23 protein-coding genes are annotated in these 24,197 nt (G+C 69.6%); 17 read left to right on the plus strand and 6 right to left on the minus strand.

The genetic code is table 11. The features are described 5' to 3' along the window. The first annotated feature begins 38 nt into the window (after positions 1 to 38). Both FEF15_RS09590 and FEF15_RS09595 read left to right on the plus strand, forming a co-directional pair. Positions 39 to 392, plus strand: a complete 354-nt coding sequence (locus tag FEF15_RS09590) for a DUF6152 family protein (RefSeq protein WP_163558942.1) — start codon at positions 39 to 41, stop codon at positions 390 to 392. An 8-nt stretch (positions 393 to 400) separates the two neighbouring features. After that, positions 401 to 859, plus strand: a complete 459-nt coding sequence (locus FEF15_RS09595) for a hypothetical protein (protein WP_163558943.1) — start codon at positions 401 to 403, stop codon at positions 857 to 859. 22 nt (positions 860 to 881) lie between these two features. Here FEF15_RS09595 and ahcY read toward each other — a convergent pair whose 3' ends face one another. The 3 genes from ahcY to metK form a co-directional block, all read right to left on the minus strand. Then, positions 882 to 2,291 carry an adenosylhomocysteinase gene (gene ahcY / locus FEF15_RS09600; RefSeq protein WP_205598510.1) on the minus strand — a complete coding sequence of 470 codons (1,410 nt, stop codon included), beginning with the start codon at positions 2,289 to 2,291 and terminating at the stop codon, positions 882 to 884. Positions 2,292 to 2,369: 78 nt separating this feature from the next. After that, entirely contained in the window at positions 2,370 to 4,049 is a 1,680-nt protein-coding gene (ligB, locus tag FEF15_RS09605) for an NAD-dependent DNA ligase LigB (protein ID WP_163558944.1), read from the minus strand. A gap of 103 nt (positions 4,050 to 4,152) precedes the next feature. Further along, the gene (metK, locus tag FEF15_RS09610) at positions 4,153 to 5,373 is read right to left on the minus strand and encodes a methionine adenosyltransferase (protein ID WP_163559014.1); all 1,221 of its coding nucleotides are present in this window, start codon (positions 5,371 to 5,373) and stop codon (positions 4,153 to 4,155) included. Positions 5,374 to 5,686: 313 nt separating this feature from the next. On the opposite strand from metK, the gene tkt reads away from it, so the two are divergent. Further along, positions 5,687 to 7,696 (plus strand): transketolase, encoded by a 2,010-nt coding sequence (tkt, locus tag FEF15_RS09615; RefSeq protein WP_163558945.1) that lies wholly within the window; start codon positions 5,687 to 5,689, stop codon positions 7,694 to 7,696. A gap of 86 nt (positions 7,697 to 7,782) precedes the next feature. Here the strand turns inward: tkt and FEF15_RS09620 are convergent, their stop codons facing one another. The 3 genes from FEF15_RS09620 to FEF15_RS09630 form a co-directional block, all read right to left on the minus strand. Continuing rightward, the gene (locus FEF15_RS09620) at positions 7,783 to 8,835 is read right to left on the minus strand and encodes a class I fructose-bisphosphate aldolase (RefSeq protein WP_163558946.1); all 1,053 of its coding nucleotides are present in this window, start codon (positions 8,833 to 8,835) and stop codon (positions 7,783 to 7,785) included. Positions 8,836 to 8,974: 139 nt separating this feature from the next. After that, positions 8,975 to 9,382, minus strand: a complete 408-nt coding sequence (locus FEF15_RS09625) for an Hsp20/alpha crystallin family protein (protein ID WP_163558947.1) — start codon at positions 9,380 to 9,382, stop codon at positions 8,975 to 8,977. Between the two features lie 51 nt (positions 9,383 to 9,433). Further along, positions 9,434 to 9,892 carry an Hsp20/alpha crystallin family protein gene (locus tag FEF15_RS09630; RefSeq protein WP_163559015.1) on the minus strand — a complete coding sequence of 153 codons (459 nt, stop codon included), beginning with the start codon at positions 9,890 to 9,892 and terminating at the stop codon, positions 9,434 to 9,436. A gap of 196 nt (positions 9,893 to 10,088) precedes the next feature. Between FEF15_RS09630 and FEF15_RS09635 the strand changes: the two genes are divergently transcribed. The 14 genes from FEF15_RS09635 (at position 10,089) to kduD (ending at position 24,188) form a co-directional block, all read left to right on the plus strand. Beyond that, a complete protein-coding gene (locus FEF15_RS09635; RefSeq protein ID WP_163558948.1) occupies positions 10,089 to 11,165 on the plus strand; it encodes a glyceraldehyde 3-phosphate dehydrogenase NAD-binding domain-containing protein in 1,077 nt (358 codons plus the stop codon). 30 nt (positions 11,166 to 11,195) lie between these two features. After that, on the plus strand, positions 11,196 to 12,365 hold the full coding sequence (locus FEF15_RS09640) for a phosphoglycerate kinase (protein WP_163558949.1): 1,170 nt from the start codon (positions 11,196 to 11,198) through the stop codon (positions 12,363 to 12,365). Between the two features lie 84 nt (positions 12,366 to 12,449). Beyond that, complete coding sequence (gene fba / locus FEF15_RS09645; RefSeq protein WP_163558950.1) at positions 12,450 to 13,514, plus strand: class II fructose-bisphosphate aldolase; 1,065 nt, start codon at positions 12,450 to 12,452, stop codon at positions 13,512 to 13,514. Between the two features lie 145 nt (positions 13,515 to 13,659). Then, positions 13,660 to 14,223, plus strand: a complete 564-nt coding sequence (locus FEF15_RS09650; protein ID WP_163558951.1) for a hypothetical protein — start codon at positions 13,660 to 13,662, stop codon at positions 14,221 to 14,223. Between the two features lie 80 nt (positions 14,224 to 14,303). Then, positions 14,304 to 15,341: a sodium:calcium antiporter gene (locus FEF15_RS09655; protein WP_163558952.1), complete on the plus strand. Its 1,038-nt coding sequence runs from the start codon at positions 14,304 to 14,306 to the stop codon at positions 15,339 to 15,341. Positions 15,342 to 15,412: 71 nt separating this feature from the next. Beyond that, on the plus strand, positions 15,413 to 16,468 hold the full coding sequence (locus FEF15_RS09660; RefSeq protein ID WP_163558953.1) for a LacI family DNA-binding transcriptional regulator: 1,056 nt from the start codon (positions 15,413 to 15,415) through the stop codon (positions 16,466 to 16,468). After that, entirely contained in the window at positions 16,465 to 17,439 is a 975-nt protein-coding gene (locus tag FEF15_RS09665; RefSeq protein ID WP_163558954.1) for a sugar kinase, read from the plus strand. Before FEF15_RS09660 ends, FEF15_RS09665 begins: the two co-directional genes overlap by 4 nt. Positions 17,440 to 17,452: 13 nt before the next feature. After that, positions 17,453 to 18,439: a D-glycerate dehydrogenase gene (locus FEF15_RS09670; protein WP_163558955.1), complete on the plus strand. Its 987-nt coding sequence runs from the start codon at positions 17,453 to 17,455 to the stop codon at positions 18,437 to 18,439. Between the two features lie 109 nt (positions 18,440 to 18,548). Next, the gene (locus tag FEF15_RS09675; protein ID WP_163558956.1) at positions 18,549 to 19,619 is read left to right on the plus strand and encodes a LacI family DNA-binding transcriptional regulator; all 1,071 of its coding nucleotides are present in this window, start codon (positions 18,549 to 18,551) and stop codon (positions 19,617 to 19,619) included. A 68-nt stretch (positions 19,620 to 19,687) separates the two neighbouring features. Beyond that, complete coding sequence (locus FEF15_RS09680; protein WP_163558957.1) at positions 19,688 to 20,707, plus strand: TRAP transporter substrate-binding protein; 1,020 nt, start codon at positions 19,688 to 19,690, stop codon at positions 20,705 to 20,707. A gap of 55 nt (positions 20,708 to 20,762) precedes the next feature. After that, positions 20,763 to 21,383, plus strand: a complete 621-nt coding sequence (locus FEF15_RS09685; RefSeq protein ID WP_163558958.1) for a TRAP transporter small permease — start codon at positions 20,763 to 20,765, stop codon at positions 21,381 to 21,383. Continuing rightward, positions 21,380 to 22,687: a TRAP transporter large permease gene (locus FEF15_RS09690; RefSeq protein ID WP_163558959.1), complete on the plus strand. Its 1,308-nt coding sequence runs from the start codon at positions 21,380 to 21,382 to the stop codon at positions 22,685 to 22,687. The genes FEF15_RS09685 and FEF15_RS09690 overlap by 4 nt, the downstream gene beginning before the upstream one ends. Positions 22,688 to 22,749: 62 nt before the next feature. Then, a complete protein-coding gene (locus FEF15_RS09695; protein ID WP_163558960.1) occupies positions 22,750 to 23,415 on the plus strand; it encodes an HAD-IA family hydrolase in 666 nt (221 codons plus the stop codon). A 20-nt stretch (positions 23,416 to 23,435) separates the two neighbouring features. Continuing rightward, on the plus strand, positions 23,436 to 24,188 hold the full coding sequence (gene kduD, locus FEF15_RS09700) for a 2-dehydro-3-deoxy-D-gluconate 5-dehydrogenase KduD (protein WP_163558961.1): 753 nt from the start codon (positions 23,436 to 23,438) through the stop codon (positions 24,186 to 24,188). Positions 24,189 to 24,197 lie beyond the last annotated feature (9 nt).

Below are 24,197 nucleotides of genomic sequence, written 5' to 3' on the forward strand. Positions count from 1 at the left end.
GAACTAGCCTGAAAGGATATCCTCTGGAGGCGGCAGCCATGCAACGGCGACTCGTTCTACTGACAGCTCTGCTCGGCACTCTGCTTTGCCTCGCCCCGGCAGCGGCCCACCACGGCTGGACCGGCGGCGAGACCATCGAGCTCAGCGGCACCATCACCGCGGTGCGCCTGGGCAACCCTCACGGCGAGGTCACCCTGGACGTGGAGGGGGAGAACTGGACGGTGGAAGTGGGCCAGCCGTGGCGCAACGACCGCGCCGGCCTCGAGGCGGGCGATCTGGCGGAAGGGGTCGAACTGCGCGTCTCCGGCGAGCACACCGGCGAGCAGTTGATGAAGGCCGAGCAGCTGTGGATCGGTGAGCGCCACTACGTGCTCTATCCCGACCGCATCTGAGGCTGGCGGTGGAAGCGCTGCTGCCCTGGCTGGCCGGCACCCCACCGGCCGAGTGGATGCGCCTGTCGCGCTGGGGCTACGCCGCCGTCAACACCCTGCACGTGCTGGGCATCGCCCTGCTGGTGGGAGCGATCACCGCCCTCGACCTACGCCTGCTGGGCTGGCGCCGACGCCTCCCCCTCGTGCCCCTGGCCCGGCTGCTACAGCCCGTGGCGATAGGCGGACTGTGCCTAGCCCTCGGCGCGGGGCTGCTGCTCTTTCTCGCCGACCCGAGCGGCTACGCGGCCATGCCGCTGTTCTGGCTCAAGCTCTCGCTGATCAGCCTGGCCATCGCCAACGCCCTGGCGCTCAGCCTCGGCGCGGGGCTGGCCCACGCCACCCCCGGCAGGCTGGCCGCCGCCGGGGGTGTGTCGCTGGGACTGTGGCTGGCCGTGGTGGTGTGCGGGCGGCTGCTGGCGTTTGTCTAGCCAGCAGCCGCCCGGACGGCGCTCAGTAGCGATAGCTGTCGGGCTTGAAGGGCCCTTCCACCGGCACGCCGGTGTACTCGGCCTGGGCCTCGGTCATGCGCGTGACCACCCCGCCGAAGCCGGCAACCATGTAGCGCGCCACCTCTTCGTCGAGGTGACGCGGCAGCACGCTGACGCCCAGGGCGGCACGTTTGTCGGCCTCGGCGAGATCGGCGAAGCGCCGCTCATAGAGGTGGATCTGCGCCAGCACCTGGTTGGCGAAGGAACCGTCCATCACCCGGGAAGGGTGGCCGGTGGCGTTGCCCAGGTTCACCAGGCGCCCCTCGGAGAGCAGGATCAGGTAGTCGCGGCTGTCGGGGTCGAACTCGCCCGGGGTGCCGTCGCGGTAGACCTGGTGCACCTGCGGCTTGACCTCCTCCCAGTGCCAATGGCGCCGCATGTGGGCGGTGTCGATCTCGCTGTCGAAGTGGCCGATGTTGCACACCACCGCCCCAGACTTGAGCGCCTCGAGCATGGCGGCATCGCAGGCGTCGATGTTGCCGGTAGCGGTGACCACCAGGTCGATGCGCGCCAGCAGGTCGCGGTCGATGCTCTCGGCACCGCGGTTGTTGCCCTCGCGATAGGGCGAGACCACCTCGAAGCCGTCCATGCACGCCTGCATGGCGCACAGTGGGTCGATCTCGGCAATCTTGACGATCATGCCCTCCTGACGCAGCGAGGCCGCCGAGCCCTTGCCCACGTCGCCGTAGCCCACCACCAGCGCCTGCTTGCCGGCCAGCAAGTGGTCGGTAGCGCGCTTGATGGCGTCGTTGAGCGAGTGGCGGCAGCCGTACTTGTTGTCGTTCTTCGACTTGGTCACGGCATCGTTGACGTTGATGGCCGGTACCTTGAGGGTACCGTCGCGCAACATCTCCTGGAGGCGATGCACGCCGGTGGTGGTCTCCTCGCTGATACCGTGAATGGCATCGAGCAGCTCGGGGTGCCTGTCGTGGAGCAACGCCGTCAGGTCACCGCCGTCGTCGAGCACCAGGTTCGGCGTCCAGCCGTCCGGCCCTTCGACGGTCTGCTCGATGCACCACCAGAACTCCTCCTCAGTCTCGCCCTTCCAGGCGAACACCGGGATGCCCGCCGCGGCGATGGCCGCCGCGGCCTGGTCCTGGGTGGAGAAGATGTTGCACGACGACCAGCGCACCGACGCCCCCAGGTCGACCAGGGTCTCGATCAGCACCGCCGTCTGGATGGTCATGTGGATGCAGCCGGCGATTCGCGCCCCGGCCAGCGGCTGCTGGGCGCGGTACTTGTCGCGGATGGTCATCAGCGCCGGCATCTCGGTCTCGGCGATGCGGATCTCGCGGCGCCCCCAGTCGGCCAGGTCGATATCGGCCACCTTGTAGTCCTTGGCATTCAGGGCGGACACGGCAGGCTCGTTCATGCGTCACCTCCTCCACAGGAAATTCGGTGACTTCTACTATAGGCAGGGGAGGACTGGGCGAACAACCGGCGTCGGCAGTCAGAAATCCACGATCCCCTCCTCGCGCAGGCGGCCGGCCAGGCCTTGCACCACCGGATGGGCGAAGAAGGCATGCAGGTCGGCGGCACGCACCGCGCCGACGCCTGGCAGCGCCCGCCACTCGGCCTCGCTGCGCGCCGCCAGGGCCTGCCAGTCATCGTCCGGGCCCGGCTCGGCTCCCGACGGTGCCCCCAGGGCGGCGAGCCAGGCGGCGAAGGGACGCGAGCGCGCGGCGTTGAAACGGGCCATGAGTTGCTCGGCCCGCGCCTCGCCGATGCCCGGCACGGTCGTGAGTCGCTCGACGTCCAGTGCCAGCCAGTCGAGCAGCGCTTCGAGCAGCCCGGCCTGCATCAATGCCCGCCAGGTGCCCGGCCCCACGCCGGCCAGGTCAAGGCCCTGCGGGCCGCCCAACCACTCGAGACGCGCCAGGAACTGCGCCTTGCAGCCGGCGGTGGGGCGAAAGCAGCTCAGCGCATGATAGTCACCCTCGTCGGGCGGGGTGACGGCCCGCCGCTCGGCGACCCGCCACACCACCCCCTCGAGGCGCGGAATGGTCAGTCCCGCCAGGGCAACGGCCACCTGGTCGCCGGGGTGGATGTCCAGCGCGTACCAACGCGACAGCGACCCCAGGCTCACCCGGCGTATCGTGCGCCCGTCGAGCGTGACCGGGTGCAGGTGCAGCAGCGGCGTAATGCGACCGGTGCGCCCAATGCGAAACGCCACGCCGCGCACCTCGGCCAGCGCCTCGCGGGGCGGGTGCTTCCAGGCCGCCGCCCAGCTCGGCGGCTCGGCCTCCCAGGTCGCGCCGGGCGGCCGCGAGGCCTGGCGCAGCACGATGCCGTCGGTAGCAAAGGGCAGCGCACCGCGATACCAGCGCTCGCGCCAGCGGGCGGGATCCTCGAGCCCGGTCACCGAGTGGCTCATGGCGGCGCTTTCGGGAAAGCCCAGCTCCGTCAGCCCCGCCAGGCGTGCCGCCAGCGTCGCGGGACCGTCCGGCCAGTCCCAGACGAAGAGGCCGATCCTCTCGGCCGCCGCCTTGTCCAGGTGGTCGCGGGCCAGCAGCCCGACCAGCGCGCTGCGAGCCCCGGCGCTGCCCGCCTCGGCCTGGACGTGGTTGACGAGTCGCAGATAGAGCTCGCCCTGCAGCACGGCGTCGACGGGCTCGGGTAGCCGCGGCGGCACCGCCGGCAGGCGGCGGACGCGCGCCGTCCAGTCCTGGCCGGTGCGTCCGTCGCCGCGGCTGATCGCCCGCGCCAGGCGGCCCTCGGCGTAGACCAGGGACACCGCCACGCCGTCCACCTTGGGCTGCACCCAGACGTCGTCGCGGCGCGCCAGCCAGGTACCCACGGCGGCGGCGTCGGCCAACTTGGCGAGGCCAGTCAGGGGCACCGGATGGGCCATCTCGCCGGCGGGCAGCGCCACGCCGGGATCGTCTAGCGTCGCCGCAGCGGCGGGGAAGCAGCGCTGCCAGGCCGTCAGGCGCGCCCGGGCCTGGTCGTAGATGGCATCGCTGACCGGCGACTCGCCATGCCGGTGGTAGGCGGCATCCCAGTCGGCGAGGCGCGCCGTCAGGGCGTCGAGCTCGCGCTCGGCACGCGACGTCGGCCAGTCGGGGCAGTCAGCCGCGGCGGCTGGCCCGGCGAGCAGCAGCAGGAGGAAGAGAGCGAAAGGCAGCGGCATGGCGGATTCCCGATGGCACCTATACCGAGAATCCTAATAAAGCGCCCCGCGCGGCGCTGCCAGCGGGGCGTTTGACGCTATGTAAGCGATGGCTTACGCAGCGTTAGAGGCCAGCGGCCTGGCGGAGCACATGCGCCCGGTCGACCTTCTCCCAGGGGAAGGCGGTGAAGGTCTCGGTGTGCTCCTGCCCCTGGTCGTCCTTCCAGGTGTAGCTCGTCTCGAAGGGCTCGCGGCCGAAGTGGCCGTAGACCGCGGTGAGCTGGTACATGGGATGGAGCAGATCAAGCATGCGGGTGATGGCGTAGGGGCGCAGGTCGAAGTGCTCGCGCACCAGCTCGATGATCCTGGCGTCGTCGACCTTGCCGGTGCCGAAGGTGTTGATGGCCACCGAGGTCGGCTCGGCCACGCCGATGGCGTAGGAGACCTGGATCTCGCACTTGTCGGCCAGCCCCGCGGCGACCAGGTTCTTGGCCACGTAGCGCCCGGCATAGGCGGCGCTGCGGTCCACCTTGGAGGGATCTTTGCCCGAGAAGGCGCCGCCGCCGTGGCGCGCCATGCCGCCGTAGGTGTCGACGATGATCTTGCGCCCCGTCAGGCCGCAGTCGCCCACCGGGCCGCCGATCACGAACTGGCCGGTGGGGTTGATGTGGTACTGGGTGGCGGCGGAGAGCCACGCCTCGGGGAACACTTCCTCGATGATCTCGCGCTTGACGATATCGCGCAGCTCTTCCTGGTCGACGCCCGGGTCGTGCTGGGTGGAGAGCACCACCGCCTCGACGGCGCAGGGCTGGCCCTGCGCGTCGTAGCGGAAGGTGACCTGGCTCTTGGCATCCGGGCGCAGCCAGGGCAGCAGGCCGTGCTTGCGCAGCTCGGCCTGGCGCTCCACCAGGCGGTGGGCATAGTGCACCGGCGCCGGCATGTAGGACTCGGTCTCGTTGGTGGCGTAGCCGAACATCAACCCCTGGTCGCCCGCGCCCTGGTCCTCGGGCTTGGTGCGGTCGACGCCCTGGGCGATGTCCACGCTCTGCTTGCCGATCAGGTTGAGCACCCCGCAGGTCTCGCCGTCGAAGCCCACGTCCGAGGAAGTGTAGCCGATGCGCGTGATCACCTCGCGCACCAGGGTCTCGAGGTCGACCCAGGCGGTGGTGCTGATCTCCCCCGCCACGATGGCCACGCCGGTCTTGACCAGCGTCTCGCAGGCCACGCGGGCCTGCTTGTCGCGGGCGATGATGGCATCCAGCACCGCATCGGAGATCTGATCGGCGATCTTGTCGGGGTGTCCCTCGGAGACGGACTCGGAAGTAAACAGGGAGTATTCGCTCATGGCGTCCTCGACCTCGGTGAAACGGCAGCGCATGCAGCGCCATCCTCGGCGGCAGGCCAGCCTGCTGGATACGCACGGGGCCCGCGCGGGGCCAATTGGGTAGCCACCGGCTTTGGGGACAGGAGTTTACACGCTGGCTTGCGCCCTGGCATCCGTCATTTGATGCCGGCCGTCAAGTCGGCGACAATAGGCCCCCGATTCCGACCGCGCCGCCCGCCGAGGTCCCCCAGCCAGAGCGCGATACCCGGCCGCCCCCCACCATTGGCGCCGTCGGGAAGCTGCCCCATTCTGCCGCAGGCGAGGAGCTGACCCAATGCCGTCTCGATTCGAACTGGCCAACGCCATTCGTGCCCTCTCCATGGATGCCGTCCAGAAGGCCAAGTCCGGCCACCCCGGCGCCCCCATGGGCATGGCCGACATTGCCGAGGTGCTGTGGAACGACCACCTCAAGCACAACCCCAGCGACCCTCAGTGGCCCGATCGCGATCGTTTCGTGCTCTCCAACGGCCACGGCTCCATGCTGCTCTACTCGCTGCTGCACCTCACCGGCTACGATCTCGATCTCGAGCAGCTGCAGAACTTCCGTCAGCTCCACTCCAAGACCGCCGGCCACCCCGAGTTCGGCTACGCGCCCGGCATCGAGACCACCACCGGGCCGCTGGGCCAGGGCCTGGCCAACGCCGTGGGCATGGCCATCGCCGAGAAGACCCTCGCCGCGCAGTTCAACCGCCCCGGCCACACCTTGGTCGACCACCACACCTGGTGCTTCGTGGGCGACGGCTGCCTGATGGAGGGCATCTCCCACGAGGTCGGCTCGCTGGCCGGCACCCAGCAGCTCGGCAAGCTGGTGGTCTTCTATGACGACAACGGCATCTCCATCGACGGCGAGGTGAAGGGCTGGTTCACCGACGACACCGCCAAGCGCTTCGAGTCCTACGGCTGGCACGTGGTGCCCCGGGTCGACGGCCACAAGCCCGAGGAGGTCCAGGCGGCCATCGAACTCGCCAAGCAGCACGACGACAAGCCCAGCCTGATCATCTGCCAGACCATCATCGGGTTCGGCGCCCCCAACAAGCAGGGCAAGGAGGAGTGCCACGGCGCCGCCCTGGGGGAGGAAGAGGTCGCCGCGGCGCGCCAGCAGCTCGACTGGCCCCACGCCCCCTTCCACGTCCCCGAGCCGATCTACCAGGCATGGGACGCCCGCGAGGCGGGCCAGGCGCGCCAGGACGAGTGGCAGGCGCGCTTCGCGCGCTACCAGGAGGCTTTCCCCGAGCTGGCCAAGGAGTTCCAGCGCCGCGTGCAGTGCAAGCTGCCCGCCGAGCTCACCAGCGAGGCGCTGATCCAGCGCGCCCAGGAGAAGGCGGAATCCATCGCCTCGCGCAAGGCGTCGCTGGCCTGCCTCAACGAGCTCGGCCCGCAGCTGCCCGAACTGCTCGGCGGCAGCGCCGACCTGGCGCCCTCCAACCTCACCTTCTGGGACGGCGCCAAGGCGATCAGCCCCGAGACTCCCGACGGCAACTACCTGCACTACGGGGTGCGTGAGTTCGGCATGGGCGCCATCGTCAACGGCATCGTGCTGCACGGCGGCTTCATCGCCTACGGCGCCACCTTCCTGATCTTCATGGAATACATGCGCAACTCGCTGCGCATGGCGGCGCTGATGGGCAAGCGGGCGATCTACGTCTTCACCCACGACTCCATCGGCCTCGGCGAGGACGGGCCCACCCACCAGCCGGTGGAGCAGCTCACCAACCTGCGTACCACGCCCAACCTGGCCACCTGGCGCCCCTGCGACGCCGTGGAGACTGCCGCCGCCTGGGACGCCGCGCTCAAGCGCAATTCCGGCCCCACAGCGCTGGTGCTGTCGCGCCAGAACCTGCCCCACCAGGAACGCACCAAGCAGCAGCTCGCCGAGATCCAGCGCGGCGGTTACGTTCTCAAGGACGGTGTGCTCAAGGAGGGCGAGGGCACCCCGGAGCTGATCCTCATCGCCACCGGCTCCGAGGTCGCGCTGGCCGTGGACGCCGCCGCCGAGCTCGAGGCCCAGGGCCGCGCCGTGCGCGTGGTCTCCATGCCCTCGGCCTACCGCTTCGACGGTCAGGAGGCCGAGTACCGCGAGCGCGTGCTGCCCAGGGCGGTGACCAAGCGCCTGGCCATCGAGGCCGGCCATCCCGACTACTGGTTCAAGTACGTGGGCCTCGACGGCCGGGTGATCGGCCTGCGCACCTTCGGCGAGTCCGCCCCGGCCGGCGACCTGTTCAAGCACTTCGGCTTCACCGTGGACAACGTGGTGGCCCAGGCTCGCGAACTGCTCGAGAGCTGATCGCCGCGACTCGGCACCATCGCCACCGACGCAGGAGGGCACGGCCACATGGCCGTGCCCGCCTGCGTTCTAGCCTGCCGGAGCCCTCAGGCCACGGTAACCGCGTCGTCGCGGTAGACGTCCTGGATGGCGTGCAGCAAATCCACCCCGTCGCTCACCGGCTTCTGGAACGCCTTGCGCCCGGAGATCAAGCCCATGCCGCCGGCACGTTTGTTGATCACCGCAGTACGCACGGCCTCGCCGAGGTCGGTGTGCCCTTTCGAGCCGCCGCCCGAGTTGATCAGCCCGGCCCGCCCCAGGTAGCAGCAGGCCACCTGGTAGCGCGCCAGGTCGATGGGGTGCTCGGAGGTCAGCTCGCTGTACACCTTGGGGTGGGTGTGGCCGAAGCCGATGTCCCGGTAGCCGCCGTCGATTTCCGGCAACTTCTGCTTGACGATGTCGGCCTTGATGGTCGCCGCCAGGTGGTTGGCCTGGCCACTGAGGTCGGCGGCCACGTGATAGTCGGTGCCCTCCTGCTTGAACGCCGGATTGCGCAGGTAGGCCCAGAGTACCGTGGCCATGCCCAGCTGGTGGGCGCGCTCGAAGGCCTCGCTGATCTCCATGATCTGGCGGCGGCTCTCCGGCGAGCCGAAGTAGATGGTCGCTCCCACTGCCACGCAGCCCATGTCGTGGGCTTGCTCGACCTCGGCGAAGAGCGTCTGGTCGTACTGGGTGGGCAGGCTCAGCGTCTCGTTGTGGTTGAGCTTGAGGATCATGGGGATGCGATGGGCGTAGCGCCGCGCCACCGACGACAGCACGCCGAGGGTGGAGGCCACGCCATTGCACCCTCCCTCGATGGCCAGCTCGACGATGTTGGCCGGGTCGAAATAGCGCGGGTTGGGCGCGAAGGAGGCTCCCGCCGAGTGCTCGACCCCCTGGTCCACCGGCAGCAGGCTGAGATAGCCGGTGCCGCCGAGGCGGCCGTGGTCGAACAGCGCCTGCAGGTTGCGCATCACGGCGGGACTGCGGTCGCTGTCCGCCACCACGCGGTCGACGAAGTCGGGCCCCGGTAGATGGAGCTGCTCGCGGGGAAAGCCGCGACAGCGGTGATCGAGCAGGGACTCGGCCTCGTCCCCCAAGAGCTTGGCGATATCGGTCATGTGATTCCTCTCCCGGGTGCGGGGGTCAGATCGTGGGTTGTCACTTCCAGCGTAGTGAATGACCGTAGCGAGCGAGCAGTGGCCTTGTAAACGACGGCGCCCTCCCGCGAGGGAGGGCGCCGGTTCGCGTGGCGCGCGCTCAGGCCGACTTGACCTCGATGCGCCGCCGGTGGTGGCTCTGCTTCTTGGGCAGGGTGACATGCACCACGCCATTGTCGATGCGCGCGGCGATGGCGTCGCTGTCGATCTCGTGGCTCAGCGTGAAGCGCCGCGCATAGCGCTGCGCCCGCACCTCGGCATAGATCGCCGACATTCCCTCGGGCATGTCGAGCTGGATGTCGCCTTCGAGGCTGAGCACGTTGTTGTCCACCTCGATGCGCAGCGCATCGCGGGTCACGCCCGGCATATCGACGAGTAGGTGCAGGGCGTTGTCCGCCTCGAAGATATCCACCGGCGGCTGCATGGCCAGCTCGGCCTGCGGCTCGCGGGCCTCCTGGCTCGTGGCTTCCGGTTGCTGACGGGTTTGCTGACGGCTGACCTCATTCATGACCGCTCACCTCCTTCGCTCCGTATCGTTCACCTAACCGTTCATCAACCGCTAGGTCGCCTGGATGGCGATGCGGCGCGGCTTGAGCTCCTCGCGCTTGGGCAAGTGGATCTCCACCACGCCGTTGCGGCAGTTCGCTTCGGCGCGGTCGGCATCCAGGCCCTCGGGCAGCGCCACGGTACGGATGAACTCCCCGGTGCCGCGTTCACGGCGGAAAAAGGCTGTCTCGCCGCCCTCGGCCTCGGGAGAGGCCTCGGGGCGCTCGCCGCGCACGGTAAGCACGTTATCCTGGATACTGACGTCGAGCACCTCGGGGGCAAGCCCGGCGGCAAACACATAGACCCGCACCGCATCGTCGGTGCGCCCGATGTTGATCATCGGGTAGCTGCCGCGGGGCACCGAGCGGATATCGGCTGCCCCGCTCTCCGGGAACATCTCGTCCATCAACTGACGGAACCAGTCCACACCCCGGGATGGCCCGGTATCGAAACGCCTGAGATCTCCGAACATCACGAACACCTCCTACGTTTATCGCTACAAGGGATGCGGGAGGCCCCGGTCGCTGCCGGAAGCATGCGGACAGGTGGCTCCCTATTCGGGAAAATAGGGACGGCGTCGCACTTTTCAAGCGGCCGGGACGGGGAAATGAATCTGCGCTAGAATGGCCGGCTCCACGCAGGTCCACCGAGGAGAAACCGGCACCGCCATGGCCCTTCGCATCGCGATCAACGGATACGGCCGCATCGGCCAGTGCGTGCTGCGTGCCCTCGTCGAAAGACAAGCGATCGACGAACGCCCGGCCGAACGCGGTAGCCCCGGCAGGGGGCGCGAGGCGCCGGCGCTGGAGGTCGTGGCGATCAACGAGCTCTCCGACCTCGCCACCATCGCCTACCTCACCCGCTTTGATACCACCCACGGGCGCTTTCCCGGCGAGGTGGCCGCGGACAACGGCCGCCTGGTGATCGACGGCCACCCCATTCGCGTGCTCTCCGAACCCGACCCCGACCGCCTGCCCTGGGCGGCGCTCGACATCGACCTGGTGCTGGAGTGCTCAGGCAGTTTCCGGGACCGCGCCACCGCCGAGCGCCACCTGGCCGCCGGCGCCAAGCGACTGCTCTTTTCACAGCCCGCGGAGAGCGACGTCGACGCCACCCTGGTCACCGGCATCAACGACGGCGACCTCACCCCCGAGCACCGTGTGCTCTCGGCCGCCTCCTGCACCACCAACTGCCTGGTCCCGCTGCTCACCGTGCTCGACGAGGCGCTGGGTATCGAGCACGGCGTCACCACCACCATCCACTCGGCGATGAACGACCAGCCGGTGATCGATGCCTACCACCAGACCGACCTGCGCCTGACCCGCTCGGCCATGCACTCCATCGTGCCCGTGGACACCGGGCTCGCCCGCGGCATCAACCGCCTGATGCCGCACCTCGCCGGGCGCTTCGAGTGCCTGCACGTGCGCGTGCCCACCATCAACGTCTCGGCCATGGACCTGGCCATCACGGTGGCGCGCGACACCTCCGCCGCCCAGGTCAACGCCCTGCTGCGCCACGCCAGCGAAGGCCGCCTGGCCGGCCTGCTCGGCTACACCGAGACCCCCATGGCCTCGGTCGACTTCAACCACGACCCCCGCTCGGGTATCGTGGACGCCACTCAGACCCGGGTGGCCGGCAGCCGCCTGATCAAGCTGCTGTGCTGGTTCGACAACGAGTGGGGCTTCGCCAACCGCATGCTCGACCTGAGCCAGCGGCTGGCCCAGTTGCCCCCGCCGCCCCCGTAACCCTTCGGCCTTCCCAAGAGGACTTCCCGCATGAACGTGCGCAAGATGACCGACCTCGACCTCCGCGGCCAGCGCGTGCTGGTCCGCGAGGACCTCAACGTGCCCGTCAAGCACGGCAAGGTGACCAGCGACGCCCGCCTGCGCGCCGCCCTGCCGACCATCCGCGCCGCCATGGACGCTGGGGCCCGGGTCATGCTGATGAGCCACCTGGGCCGCCCCACCGAGGGAGAGCCGGCCGAGGAGTTCTCGCTGGCACCGGTGGCCGCACGCCTGAGCGAGCTGCTGGGCCGCCCGGTGCGCCTGGTCAGCGACTACCTGGACGCCAACCTCGACCTGGCCGACGGCGAGGTGGTGCTGCTCGAGAACGTGCGCTTCAACGCGGGCGAAAAGAAGGACGACGAGGCGCTGGCCCGGCAGTACGCCGGACTCTGCGACGTCTTCGTGATGGACGCCTTCGGCACCGCCCACCGTGCCCAGGCTTCGACCCACGGGGTGGCGCGCTTCGCCCCCACCGCCTGTGCCGGGCCGCTGCTGGCCGCGGAGCTCGACGCCCTGGAGAAGGCCCTGGCCACGCCCCAGCGGCCCATGATCGCCATCGTCGGCGGCTCCAAGGTCTCCACCAAGCTCGAGGTCCTCAACGCCCTCTCCGAGAAATGCGACCAGCTGATCGTCGGCGGCGGCATCGCCAACACCTTCATCGCCGCGGCCGGCCACAACGTCGGCAAGTCGCTCTTTGAAGCCGACCTGGTCGAGCAGGCCAAGTCGCTGATGGCCAAGGTGGAGATTCCGCTGCCCACGGACGTGGTGGTGGCCACCGAGTTCTCCGACGCCGCCGAAGCGGTGGTCAAGCCGGTGGACCAGGTGGGCGATGACGAGATGATTCTCGACATCGGCCCCGAGAGCGCCGGGCGGCTCGCCGGCCTGCTCAAGGACGCCGGCACCATCCTGTGGAACGGCCCGGTGGGCGTCTTCGAGATCGACCAGTTCGGCCACGGCACCGAGGCGCTGGCCAAGGCGATCGCCGAGAGCGGCGGCTTCTCCATCGCCGGCGGCGGCGACACCCTGGCGGCCATCGACAAGTACGGCATCGAGGCCCAGGTCTCCTACATCTCCACCGGCGGCGGCGCCTTCCTCGAATACGTGGAAGGCAAGACCCTCCCCGCCGTGGCCGCCCTGGAAGCCGCGGCCGACGGCGCCTGATAGACTAGGCGACCTCACCATTCGACGACCAGCGCGGCGCCGCCCCCGGACGGCGCCGCCCTCACGCTAGACAGGTACGAACACATGGCACTGATCAGCATGCGCCAGCTGCTGGACCACGCTGCCGAGCACGGCTACGGCGTGCCGGCCTTCAACGTCAACAACCTCGAGCAGATGCGCGCCATCATGGAGGCCGCCGACGCCACCGACTCGCCGGTGATCGTCCAGGCTTCCGCCGGGGCTCGCAAGTACGCCGGCGCGCCCTTCCTGCGCCACCTGATACTGGCCGCCGTGGAGGAGTTTCCGCACATCCCGGTAGTCATGCACCAGGATCACGGCACCAGCCCCGCGGTGTGCCAGCGCTCCATCCAGCTGGGCTTCTCCTCGGTGATGATGGACGGCTCGCTGGGCGAGGACGGCAAGACCCCGGCGAGCTACGACTACAACGTCGACGTCACCCGGCGCACCGTGGAGATGGCCCACGCCTGCGGCGTCTCCGTGGAGGGCGAGCTGGGCTGCCTGGGCAGCCTGGAGACCGGCATGGCCGGCGAGGAGGACGGCATCGGCGCCGAGGGCAAGCTGGACATGGAGCAGCTGCTCACCGACCCGGAGGAGGCCGCCGAGTTCGTCACGGCCACCCAGGTCGACGCCCTGGCCATCGCCATCGGCACCAGCCACGGCGCCTACAAGTTCACCCGACCACCCACCGGCGACACCCTCTCCATCCAGCGCATCAAGGAGATCCACGCGCGCATTCCCGAGACCCATCTGGTGATGCACGGCTCCTCCTCGGTGCCCCAGGAGTGGCTCGAGGTGATCAACCGCTACGGCGGCGAGATCCCCGAGACCTACGGGGTGCCGGTCGAGGAGATCGTCGAGGGCATCAAGCACGGCGTGCGCAAGGTCAACATCGACACCGACCTGCGCCTGGCCTCCACCGGGGCGGTGCGTCGCTTCCTCGCCGAGAACCCCGCCGAGTTCGACCCGCGCAAGTTCCTCAAGGCCACCGTCGCCGCCATGAAGGCGATCTGCATGGCGCGCTACGAGGCCTTCGGCACCGCCGGCCAGGCCAGCAAGATCCGGCCGATCAGCCTCGAGGCCATGGTCGGCCGCTACGACAGCGGCGAGCTAGCGCCCAAGGTGACCTAAACGCCTCGATCGGGTAACTGACCGGGCGGCCTGCGGGCCGCCCTTTTGGGTGGGGCACGACCTGGGCTCCGGGAGCCCGCGCCTTGCAACATCACCTCGGCCCTACCTAGAGTGAAGGCGAAGCGTCACCAAGGAGAGGGCTGACATGACACACCTCTGGCAAGCGCCCGGGCTGGCGGCATTGATCCTGCTCGCTGTCGCCCTTCAACCGAGCCTGGCGGACGACGAGCCCGGCAGCGAGGCGACCAACGCGGTGGAAGGACAGCCCGCCAGCGAGGCCGATCCCGACCTGCAGAGCGTCCCCGAGCCCGCCGAACAGGCCCGGGTGGAGACCCGCGAACAGGCGCCCTACGGCCCCTATCTCACCGATCCCGACGGCATGAGCCTCTACCTGTTCGCCAACGACCAGCCCGGCGCCGGCAGCAGCACCTGCGACCAGACCTGCGCCATCGCCTGGCCGCCCTACGCCACCCAGGAAGCGCCCCAGGCCGGCGAGCACGTCGAGGCCGAGCGGCTGGATACCATCGAGCGCGAGGATGGCACTCGTCAGGTGACCTATGCCGGCTGGCCGCTCTATTACTTCATCGGCGACAAGGCGGCCGGCGACGCCCTCGGCCAGGACGTCATCCACCTGGGCGCTCACTGGTTCCTGGTCTCGCCCGAGGGGGAGCGCATCGAGGCGGATGAACGAACGGAAGCCTCACCCTAGCCGCCGGCGGCACGGCACGCCGACGTCCACCACTCGCTGCCAGCCCCCAAGGCGCCCATGATGTTGCGCACCCTGACGCCATGAACCAGGTCCTGAGCGATCTGCCGCTGGAATGGGCCTGGCCGCTGTTCGTGGCCTGCACCCTGGTCATCGGCGTAGCCGGGACCTACCTGACGCGCATCGTCGATGACCTCGCCGACCGCACCGGTCTGGGAGAGGCCATCGCCGGCGCCGTGATGCTGGGGATGGCGACCTCGCTGTCGGGGCTGGTGCTGTCGGTGTCGGCGGCGCTGGCCGACCGCCCCACCCTGGCGATGAGCAATGCCCTGGGCGGCATCGCCGTGCAGACCCTCTTCCTGACCATCGCCGACCTCACCTACCGCCGCGCCAACCTCGAGCATGCCGCCGCCTCCCTGGGCAACCTGATGCAGGGCGGGCTGCTGCTCTGCCTCCTCGCCCTGGTGCTGGTGGGGCGGCTCGCCCCCGAGTGGACCCTATGGCAGGTGCACCCTGTCACGCCGCTGCTGGTGGTGGGCTACCTGTTCGGCCTGCGCCTGGTCGACCGCACCCGCGAGCGCCCCATGTGGCGTCCCGCCCAGACCCGCGAGACCCAGCCCGACGTGCCCGACGCCCGCGCCCTGCAGCGCTCGGCGGTGTGGCTGTGGAGCGCCTTCGCCGTGCTCGCCGCCAGTCTCGGCGTGAGTGGCTGGCTGCTCGAGCGCAGCGCCTCGACGATTGCCCTGGAGACCGGCCTCGGGCAGTCGGTGGTGGGCGCGCTGATGACCGCGGTGGTGACCTCGCTGCCGGAGCTCGTGACCTCGGTGGCGGCGGTGCGCCGCGGGGCGCTGACCCTCGCCGTGGCCGGCATCATCGGCGGCAACGCCTTCGACACCCTCTTCGTCGCTGCCTCGGACATCGCCTACCGGGGCGGCTCCATCTACCACGCCATCCCCGATCCGGTGGCGCTGTGGGTGGCGCTCTCGCTGCTGATGACCGCCATCCTGCTGGTGGGCATGCTACACCGCCAGCGCCAGGGGCCGGCGCAGATCGGCTTCGAGAGCGTGGCCATCATCGGCTGCTACCTGACCGGCGCCCTGGTGCTGCTGCTGTCGCCCTGACCGGGCGAGCGTTTGCTCGTAACACCGATCCCGTCTAGGATGGGAACGTTACCACTCACACCGCCAAGCCCATGCCCCAGTCACGCCAGCGAGCCACCATTCTCGAGGTCGCCCATGCCGCCGGCACCTCCAAGACCAGCGTGTCGCGCTACTTCGGCGGCGAGCGCGAGCGTCTCTCGCGCGAGCTGCAGGGGCGCATCGCCGCCGCCGCCCGACGACTGGGCTATCGCCCCAACCAGATGGCGCGTGGCCTCAAGGGCGGGCGCTCGCGGCTGATCGGCATGCTGGTGGCCGACATCCGCAACCCCTACTCGGTGGCGGTGATGCACGGCGTGGAACAGGCGTGCCGGGCTCGGGGCTACTCCCTGCTGGTGGGCAACACCGACAACGACCCCGCCCAGGAGCGGCGCCACCTGGCGCTGCTCGCCGCCTACCGGGTCGAGGGGCTGGTGATCAACGCCGCCGGCAGCCCCGACCGCGAACTGGCCCGCCTCGCCGAGCAGGGCACGCCTCTGGTGCTCGTCGACCGCGAGCTCGGCGAGGTGCCCGCCGACGTGGTGGGACTCGACAACGCCCGCGCCATCGACCAGGCCCTGGACCACCTCCAGGCCGCCGGCTACCGCGAGGTGCTCTACCTGAGTGAACCGCCGGATCAGGCGAGTTCGCGCCGGGCGCGCCTCGCGCGCTTTCGCCACGGCCTCGCCGCGCACGGCCTCAGCGGCGAGGCACGCTGCCTGTCGATCGGCCACGGGCCGGCAGCGGTGGGCGAGGTCATCGACGGCGTCCTGGCATCGCCGGCGACGATCCCCCGCGCGCTACTGTGCGCCAACGGCAACCTCACCCTGGCCGTCACCCGGCACCTCCAGGCGCACGGGACGCCGCTCGGCGAGGTGGGCCTGATGGGCATCGACGAACTCGACTGGTGCGAGCTGGTCGGCCCCGGCATCACTACCCTGGCCCAGCCCACCGACGCCATCGGCCGCGCCGCCGTCGAGAATCTGCTACAACGCCTGGAAAGTCCCCAGCCTGCGTCGCCGCCCCGCCGCACCCGCTACCAGGCGCAGCTGATCCCGCGCGGATCGACGCGCCTGCCATTCCATCACGACCGCTCCCAGGAGTCGCCATGACCGCTCCCGACAGTGCCCCGACCCTCCTCACCTTCGGCGAGGCCATGACGATGTTCGTCGCCGAATCGAGCGGCGAGCTCGCCGACGTCGCGCACTTCCAGCGCCGCATCGCCGGCGCCGACACCAACGTGGCCATCGGCCTGGCCCGCCTGGGCTTTCCCGTGGGCTGGCTGAGCCGCGTGGGCCGCGACAGCTTCGGCACCTACCTCCGCCGCACCCTGGAGGCCGAGGGGCTGGACTGCCGCCACCTCGTCGACGACCCCGACCACCCCACCGGGCTGGTGTTCAAGGCGCGCGCCGAGGGCGGCGCCGACCCTCACGTGGAGTACTTCCGCCGCGGCAGCGCCGCCAGCCACCTGTCGCCGGCCGATGCCGCCGAGGTGGACTTCGCGGCGCTGCGCCACCTGCACGCCACCGGTATTCCCCCCGCGCTGTCGGCCAGCGCCCGTGCGCTTGCCGAGCACATGCTGGAGCGCGCCCGAGACGCCGGCGCGAGCATCTCCTTCGACCCCAACCTGCGCCCCGGGCTGTGGGCAAGCGAGCATGAGATGTGCTCCACGATCAACGCCCTGGCAGCCAAGGCCGACTGGGTGCTGCCGGGGCTCGCCGAGGGGCGCCGCCTGACCGGCCTCGACACGCCCCACGACATCGCCGGCTTCTATCTCGAGCGTGGCGCCCGGGCGGTGATCATCAAGCTCGGCCCGGAAGGCAGCTACTATCGGGGTAGCCTCGGCGGAAACGAGGAGAGCTTCACCGTACCCGGCTTCGAGGTCGCCGAGGTGGTCGACACCGTGGGTGCCGGCGACGGCTTCGCTGTGGGCGTGATCAGCGCCCTGCTCGACGGCCGCTCGCCGCGCGAGGCGGTGCGCCGCGGCAACCTGATCGGTGCCGAGGCGGTACAGGTGATCGGCGACATGGAGGGCCTACCCCACCGTGCGCGCCTCGAGGAACTGGAAGCCAACCTGGCGTGAGGAGACGATACCCATGAAGAAACGCATTCTGGCCTACGGCCGCCTCAACGACGCCCAGCTCGCCGAGCTCTCGCGGGACTTCGAGGTGGAGGTCTTCAAGGGCCTCGACTCTGGCGACGACCCGGCCTTTCGCGCCGCCCTGGCCGACGCCCACGGCCTGATCGGCTCGAGCGTGGCGATCACCCCCGAGCTGCTCGACGCCGCACCCAAGCTCGAGGCCATCGCCACCATCTCGGTGGGCTACGACAACTACCCGGTGGAGGAGCTGACCCGGCGCGGCATCCTGCTGTGCAACACCCCGGACGTGCTGACCGAGACCACTGCCGACACCGGCTTCGCGCTGATCATGGCCACCTGCCGCCGGGTGGTGGAGCTCGCCGAGTTCGTCAAGCGCGGCGACTGGCAAGCGAGCATCGGCCCCGAGCACTTCGGCACCGACGTGCACGGCAAGACGCTGGGCCTGATCGGCTTCGGGCGTATCGGCGCCGCCGTGGCGCGGCGCGGGGCTCTCGGCTTCGGCATGTCGGTGCGCTACGCCATGGCCTCCCCCAAGCCGGCGCTCGAGGCCGAACTGGGCGCCGAGCGCCGCGAGCTCGACGCGCTGCTCGCCGAGGCCGACATCGTCTGTGTCACCGTGCCGCTCACCGCCGAGACCACCCACCTCATCGACGCCCACGCCTTCGCCCAGATGAAACCCTCGGCGATCTTCGTCAACATCGCCCGCGGCAAGGTGGTCGACGAGGCGGCGCTCATCGAGGCCCTGGAGATGGGTCGCATCCGCGCCGCCGGCCTCGACGTCTTCGAGCAGGAGCCGCTCTCGCCCGAGTCACCGCTGCCCTACATGGGCAACGTGGTGGCGCTGCCGCACATCGGCTCGGCGACCCACGAGACGCGCACGGCCATGGCCCAGCGCGCGGTGGACAACCTCACCCGTGCGCTGAACGGCGAGCGGCCCATCAGCCTGGTCAACGAGGCCGCCTGGACGGCACGCCAGGGCTGAGCCACCGCTGGCGGCCCCGCCTACGACGAAAGGAGGATGGGTCCGGGTCGGGGACGTCTTCTACGATTTGGATCAATCCAAAAACAAACGCCACCACTGCCGAGAGCCCATGAGCCAGGACACGCCTCGCCCCGACAGCCGCGCCTCGCGCAGCGTCACCCTGCAGGACATCGCCGCCCACGCCGGGGTGTCCCGCTCCACGGTGTCGCTGGTGCTGCGCGAGAGCCCGCTGGTCGCCGAGGACACCCGGCGCCGAGTGCAGCGCTCGATCAAGGCGCTGGGCTATGTCTACAACCGCGGCGCCGCGGCGCTGCGCGGGCGGCGCACCGCCACCCTCGGGGTGGTGGTCTACGACATCGCCAACCCCTTCTTCGGCGCCATGGTGGCGGGCATCGACGCCGCCCTGAACCGCGAGGGCTATGTCTCCTTCCTGGCCAACAGCGAGGACTCGCCCGCGCGCCAGCAGCGCTTCCTCGAGCGCATGCGCGAGCATCGCGTCGACGGCATCCTGCTGTGCCCGGCGCAAGGCACCGACCCCCGCCTGATCGACACCCTCGCCAGCTGGCAGATACCGTGCATCCAGGTCCTGCGCCATATCGGCGAGCCGCCCTTCGACTACGCCGGCACCGACTTTCGCCGCGGTGTGGGCCTTGCCATAGACCACCTGGTGGCGCAGGGCCATGAGCGAATTGCCTTTCTCGGCGGCCATATCGAGCACTCGGCGACCCGCGAGCGCTGGCAGGGCTACCGCGAGGCGCTGGCCCGCCACGGCCTCGCCTACCAGCGCCTGCTGCGCTCGGACGTGACGCGCCGCGCCGGCTTCGCGCTCATTCCGGTACTGATGGCCGAGTCGCCGGCCCCCACTGCGGTGGTCTGCCACAATGATCTCGTGGCCTTCGGCGCCCTGCTCGGCCTCAAGCGCCTGGGGCGGGTGCCGGGACGCGACTGCGCGGTGATCGGCACCGACGATCTCGAGGAGGCGGCGCTAGGCGACCCGGCGCTGACCAGCATCGCCACCCATCCCCATGCCGTGGGCGAGGAGGCCGCCCGCCTCGCCCTGCGGCGCATCGGCAACCCCGACGGGGCGCGGGAACTGGTCGTGCTATCGCCCCGACTGCAGGTGCGGGATTCCTGCGGCGCTCACGCCAGCACGCTGGAGAGTCCCGTCACGACAACCTGATGCGGCCCGCCGCATCGACGCCAGCCGCCATGCCCAGAGGCATGGTGCCAACAACAACAGGTGCTTTTATGACTCGCCAATGGATCGATCCAACCTCACTGACCCAACACCACGCCGGCGCCCGGCGCCTGATCGGCACCGCTGTGATGGCCGCTGCCCTGAGCCTAGCCGGCACCGCCCAGGCCGTGGACCTGCGCTTCGGCCACGGCGGCACCGAGGACACCGCCTATCACCTGGGCGCCCAACGTTTCCAGGAGCTGGTCGCCGAGAAGAGCGACGGCGACATCGGCGTCGAGATCCTCGGCGGCGGCGTACTGGGCCACGAGACGGAGATGTTCGAGCAGCAGATGGCCGGCGCGCTGGACATCTCGATCATCAACCCCGGCCTGATCACCGACTTCTCGCCCACCGCCAATGTCTTCTCGATCCCCTTCCTGTATCGCGACGAGGACCACTGGCGCCAGGTCCTCGACGGCGAGGTGGGCCGTGCGATCGCCGATCAGATCACCGCGGAGACCGACGTGCGCGTGCTCGCCTTCTACGGGGGTGGCAAGCGCCAGGTCGTCAGCACCGAGCCGCTGGAGAGCCTCGACGACCTCGAGGGCCTGAAGATTCGCACCAACCCCACGCGACCGCTGATCACCGCCTGGGAGGCGCTGGGTGCCGACCCCACCGTCATGGAGTGGGAGGAGATCTATACCGGCCTGCAGTTGGGCGCCATCGACGGCCTGCTCAACGAGGCGGAGTGGATCCACCGCATGCGCTTCCACGAGGTGGCGCCGCACATCGGCCTTTCCGAGCACGACATCACGGTGCGCCTGCTGACGCTCTCCCAGGCCACCTGGGATCGCCTCGACGAGACCCAGCGCGAGCAGGTCATGGAGGCTGCCGCGGAGTCCGCCAGCTACGCCCGCGATGTCCAGCTCGAGCAGGACGCCGAAGCGCTCGACCTGCTGGTCGAGGAGGGCGCCACCCTGCACGAGATGGACCGCGAGACCATGATGGAGACCGTCGAGGGCCCCCTCGAGGGCGTGATCGCCGACATGGGCCTGACCGAGTTCCACCAGATGATCGTCAACGCGGAATGAGCCGCCCTGCGCCGGCCCGGGCGGGCCGGCGCCTCGCTTGCCACAGGTAATCGCCATGTCCCGACTGCTCGCCGGCCTGGCACGGCTCAACCGGATTCTGGAGCTTGTGCTCCACTGGATCCTGCTGTCGCTGGTGTTTGGCTTCATCCTGCTGGTCATCTACCAGGTGATCAGCCGTAACCTGCCCTTCATGCCGAGCCTCTACTGGACCGAAGAGTTCAGCCGCTTCGCCTTTCAGTGGATGGTGATGCTGGGCGCTGCCGTCGGCGTGCTGCACGCCGATCACTTCGTGCTCGAGGCCTTCCCCCGCGGCTCGCGGGCCGATCTCGTCACTCGGGTGATCCGCGACCTGGCCTGCCTGGCGATCGGTGTCATCTTCGTCTTTTACGGCCACGAGTTCGCTCTCTCCGGGTTGCGCCGCAACGCCACCGCTTCGGGGCTATCGATGATCTATGTCTATTCCACCTTCATGGTCAGCGGGATATTCATCCTGCTGTTCAGCGTAGAGCGCCTGCTGCATACCCTGCTCCACGGCCTGGACGCCATGGAAGCGGCACTCAATACCCCGAACGAGATCGAGACGCTGGACGTCAGCGAGTCTGGCCACAGCGTGGAAGGCCTCGAATCGCCCACCGGCAGTCAAGGCAATTCCGAACAGGGAGGGCCCCGCCCATGATGCCCGCCGACGGGATGTTCCTGCTGCCCTGGCTGCTGTTCGGCCTGCTCGCCGTGCTCATCGTGGTGGGCGTGCCCATCGCCATGGCGCTGATCCTCACCTCCTTCAGCCTGATCCTGCTCGACCCGCGGCTGACCGCCTGGGTGCTCTTCCAGCGCATGTACAACGGCATGGACTCCTTCGTGCTGCTCGCCGTACCGCTCTTCCTGCTCGCCGGCAACCTGATGAACGCGGCGCGCATCACCGACCGGCTGATCACCCTGTGCATGCTGCTGGTGGGTCACCTCAAGGGCGCCCTGGCCCACGTCAACGTCATGGTGAGCATGCTCTTCGCCGGGGTCTCCGGCTCTTCCACCGCCGACAGCGCCGGCGTGGGCACGGTGCTGATCCCGGCCATGAAGCGTGAGGGCTATCCCACCCACTTCGCCGTGGCGGTCACCGCCGCCTCCTCGGTGATGGGCATCATCATCCCGCCCTCGATCAACATGATCGTATGGGGCGCGCTGACCAACACCTCCATCGCCGGCCTCTTCCTCGGCGGCATCTTGCCCGGCCTGATGATCGGCGTGGCCCAACTGCTGCTCAACCTGGGCTACGTGCGCCGCTACAACGTGCCGGTGCGACCGCGCGCCACCTTCCGCGAGCTGCTGCACTCTGGCAAGGACGGCCTGATGGCCGCCGGCATCCCGGTGGTGATCATCGGCGGCATCACTCTGGGGATCGTCACCCCCACCGAGGCGGCGATGATCGCCGTGCTCTACGCCCTGGCTCTGGGCTTTCTCGTCTATCGCGAGCTGCGCTTCGGCGACGTGCTCGACGCCTCCACCGCCACGGTGCGACTCTGCTCGCTGTCGCTGTTCAGCCTGGTCGGTGCGGCGATCTTCGGCTACCTGATCAGCTTCTATCAGATCCCGCCCAAGCTGATGGCCGGGGTCAACATCACCGACCCGGTGGTGCTGCTGCTGGTGATGACCCTGGTGATGCTGCTCATCGGCACCTTCATGGATTCGCTACCGGCCATGGCCATCATGGCGCCGATCTTCCAGCCGCTGGCCATGCAGGCCGGCATCCATCCGGTGCAGTTCGGGGTGATCGGCGTGATGGCGCTGGGCCTGGGGCTGATCACGCCGCCCTACGGGCTGTGCCTGATGATCTCGGCCAAGATCGGCGGCATCCCGCTGCTCAAGGCGCTGGCCACCACCCTGCTCTACCTCGCGGTGATGCTGGCGGTGATCCTGCTGCTGATCCTCTACCCCCAGCTGATCCTGGCGATCCCCCGCGCCGTGGTGCCGGACTTCATCTGACGCGCATGCGCGTCGCTCTGGTACCCTGAACGGCGCGCTCCCCCATCCCCCGAGAGGTCTAAATGTCCACACCCTACTGCCTGCTCTTCGACTCCGACGGCACCCTGGTCGACAGCGAGATCCTGCTCGCCCAGGTGATGGCCGAGACCCTGCCCCGCTTCGGCTTGCCCTTCACCGCCGAGCAGTACATGGCGGAGTTTCGCGGGGTGCGCTTCCTGACCATTGTGCTCGAGCTCGAATCGCGCCATGTCACCCTCGACGCGACCCAGCGCCAGCAGCTGGAAGACAGGATGCGCGAGCGCATGGAGGCGCGGATGCGCGCCGAGCTACAAGCCATTGCCGGGATTCCCGAAGCGCTCGCCGCCCTGGCCCACCACCCCAAGGCGGTGGTGTCCAACGGTCCCGAGCGCAAGATCCGCTGCGCCATGGAGAGCGCCGACCTCGCCGCGCACTTCGGCGACAATCTATTCAGTGCCTACAGCCTGGGCGTGTGGAAGCCCGATCCCGACCTCTACCGCCAGGCCGCCGCCGCCATGGGCCACTCCCCCGAGCGCTGCGTGGTGATCGACGACGCCGATGTCGGCGTGATGGCCGGGCTCGAGGCGGGCATGCAGGTCATTCACCTCAACCATTTCCCGGAGCGCGAGGCGACCCCACCGGGCGCCATCGCCATCCACCACGCCCGCGAACTGCCGGCGGCCATCGCCCGGCTCGGCACGGCGGCCTGAATCCCCACGAGGAGATAGCCATGAGTGCGTTTTCCCTCACCGGCAAGGTGGCCCTGGTCACCGGTTGCAACAAGGGCCTCGGTCAGGCCATGGCCGTGGCGCTGGCCGAAGCCGGCGCCGATGTGGTGGGCGTCAACCGCCGCGCCGCCGACGAAACGCGCGAACGTATCGAGGCTCAGGGCCGGCGTTTCCACGCCGTCGAAGCGGAGCTCGGCCACGACAGCGCCGAGTCGATCGTCGCGCGCGCCCTAGCGCAGGCCGGCCAGCTCGACATCCTGGTCAACAATGCCGGCACCATCCGCCGCGCCCCGGCGCTGGAGTTCAGCGAGGCGGACTGGGACGCCGTGGTCGACGTCAACCTCAAGGCGGCCTTCTTCCTCGCCCAGCAGGTGGCGCGCCACCTGGTCGAGCGCGAGGCCCCGGGCAAGATCGTCAACGTCGCCTCGGTGCTCTCCTTCCAGGGCGGCATCCGCGTGCCCTCCTACACCGCCAGCAAGAGCGGTCTGCTGGGTCTCACGCGGCTGCTCGCCAACGAGTGGGCAGCCCACGGCATCAACGTCAACGCCATCGCCCCGGGCTACATGGCCACCGACAACACCCAGGCACTGCGTGACGACCCCGACCGGCGCGCCGAGCTGCTCGGGCGCATTCCCGCCGGGCGCTTCGGCGAGCCGGAGGATCTGGCCGGCGCCGTGGTCTTTCTCTGTTCGGATGCCGCCGCCTACGTCAATGGGCATGCGCTGGCCGTCGACGGCGGCTGGCTGGCGCGCTGAGTCGACGCT

Source organism: Halomonas sp. NO4 (assembly GCF_010994375.1).
Classification (GTDB): domain Bacteria; phylum Pseudomonadota; class Gammaproteobacteria; order Pseudomonadales; family Halomonadaceae; genus Halomonas.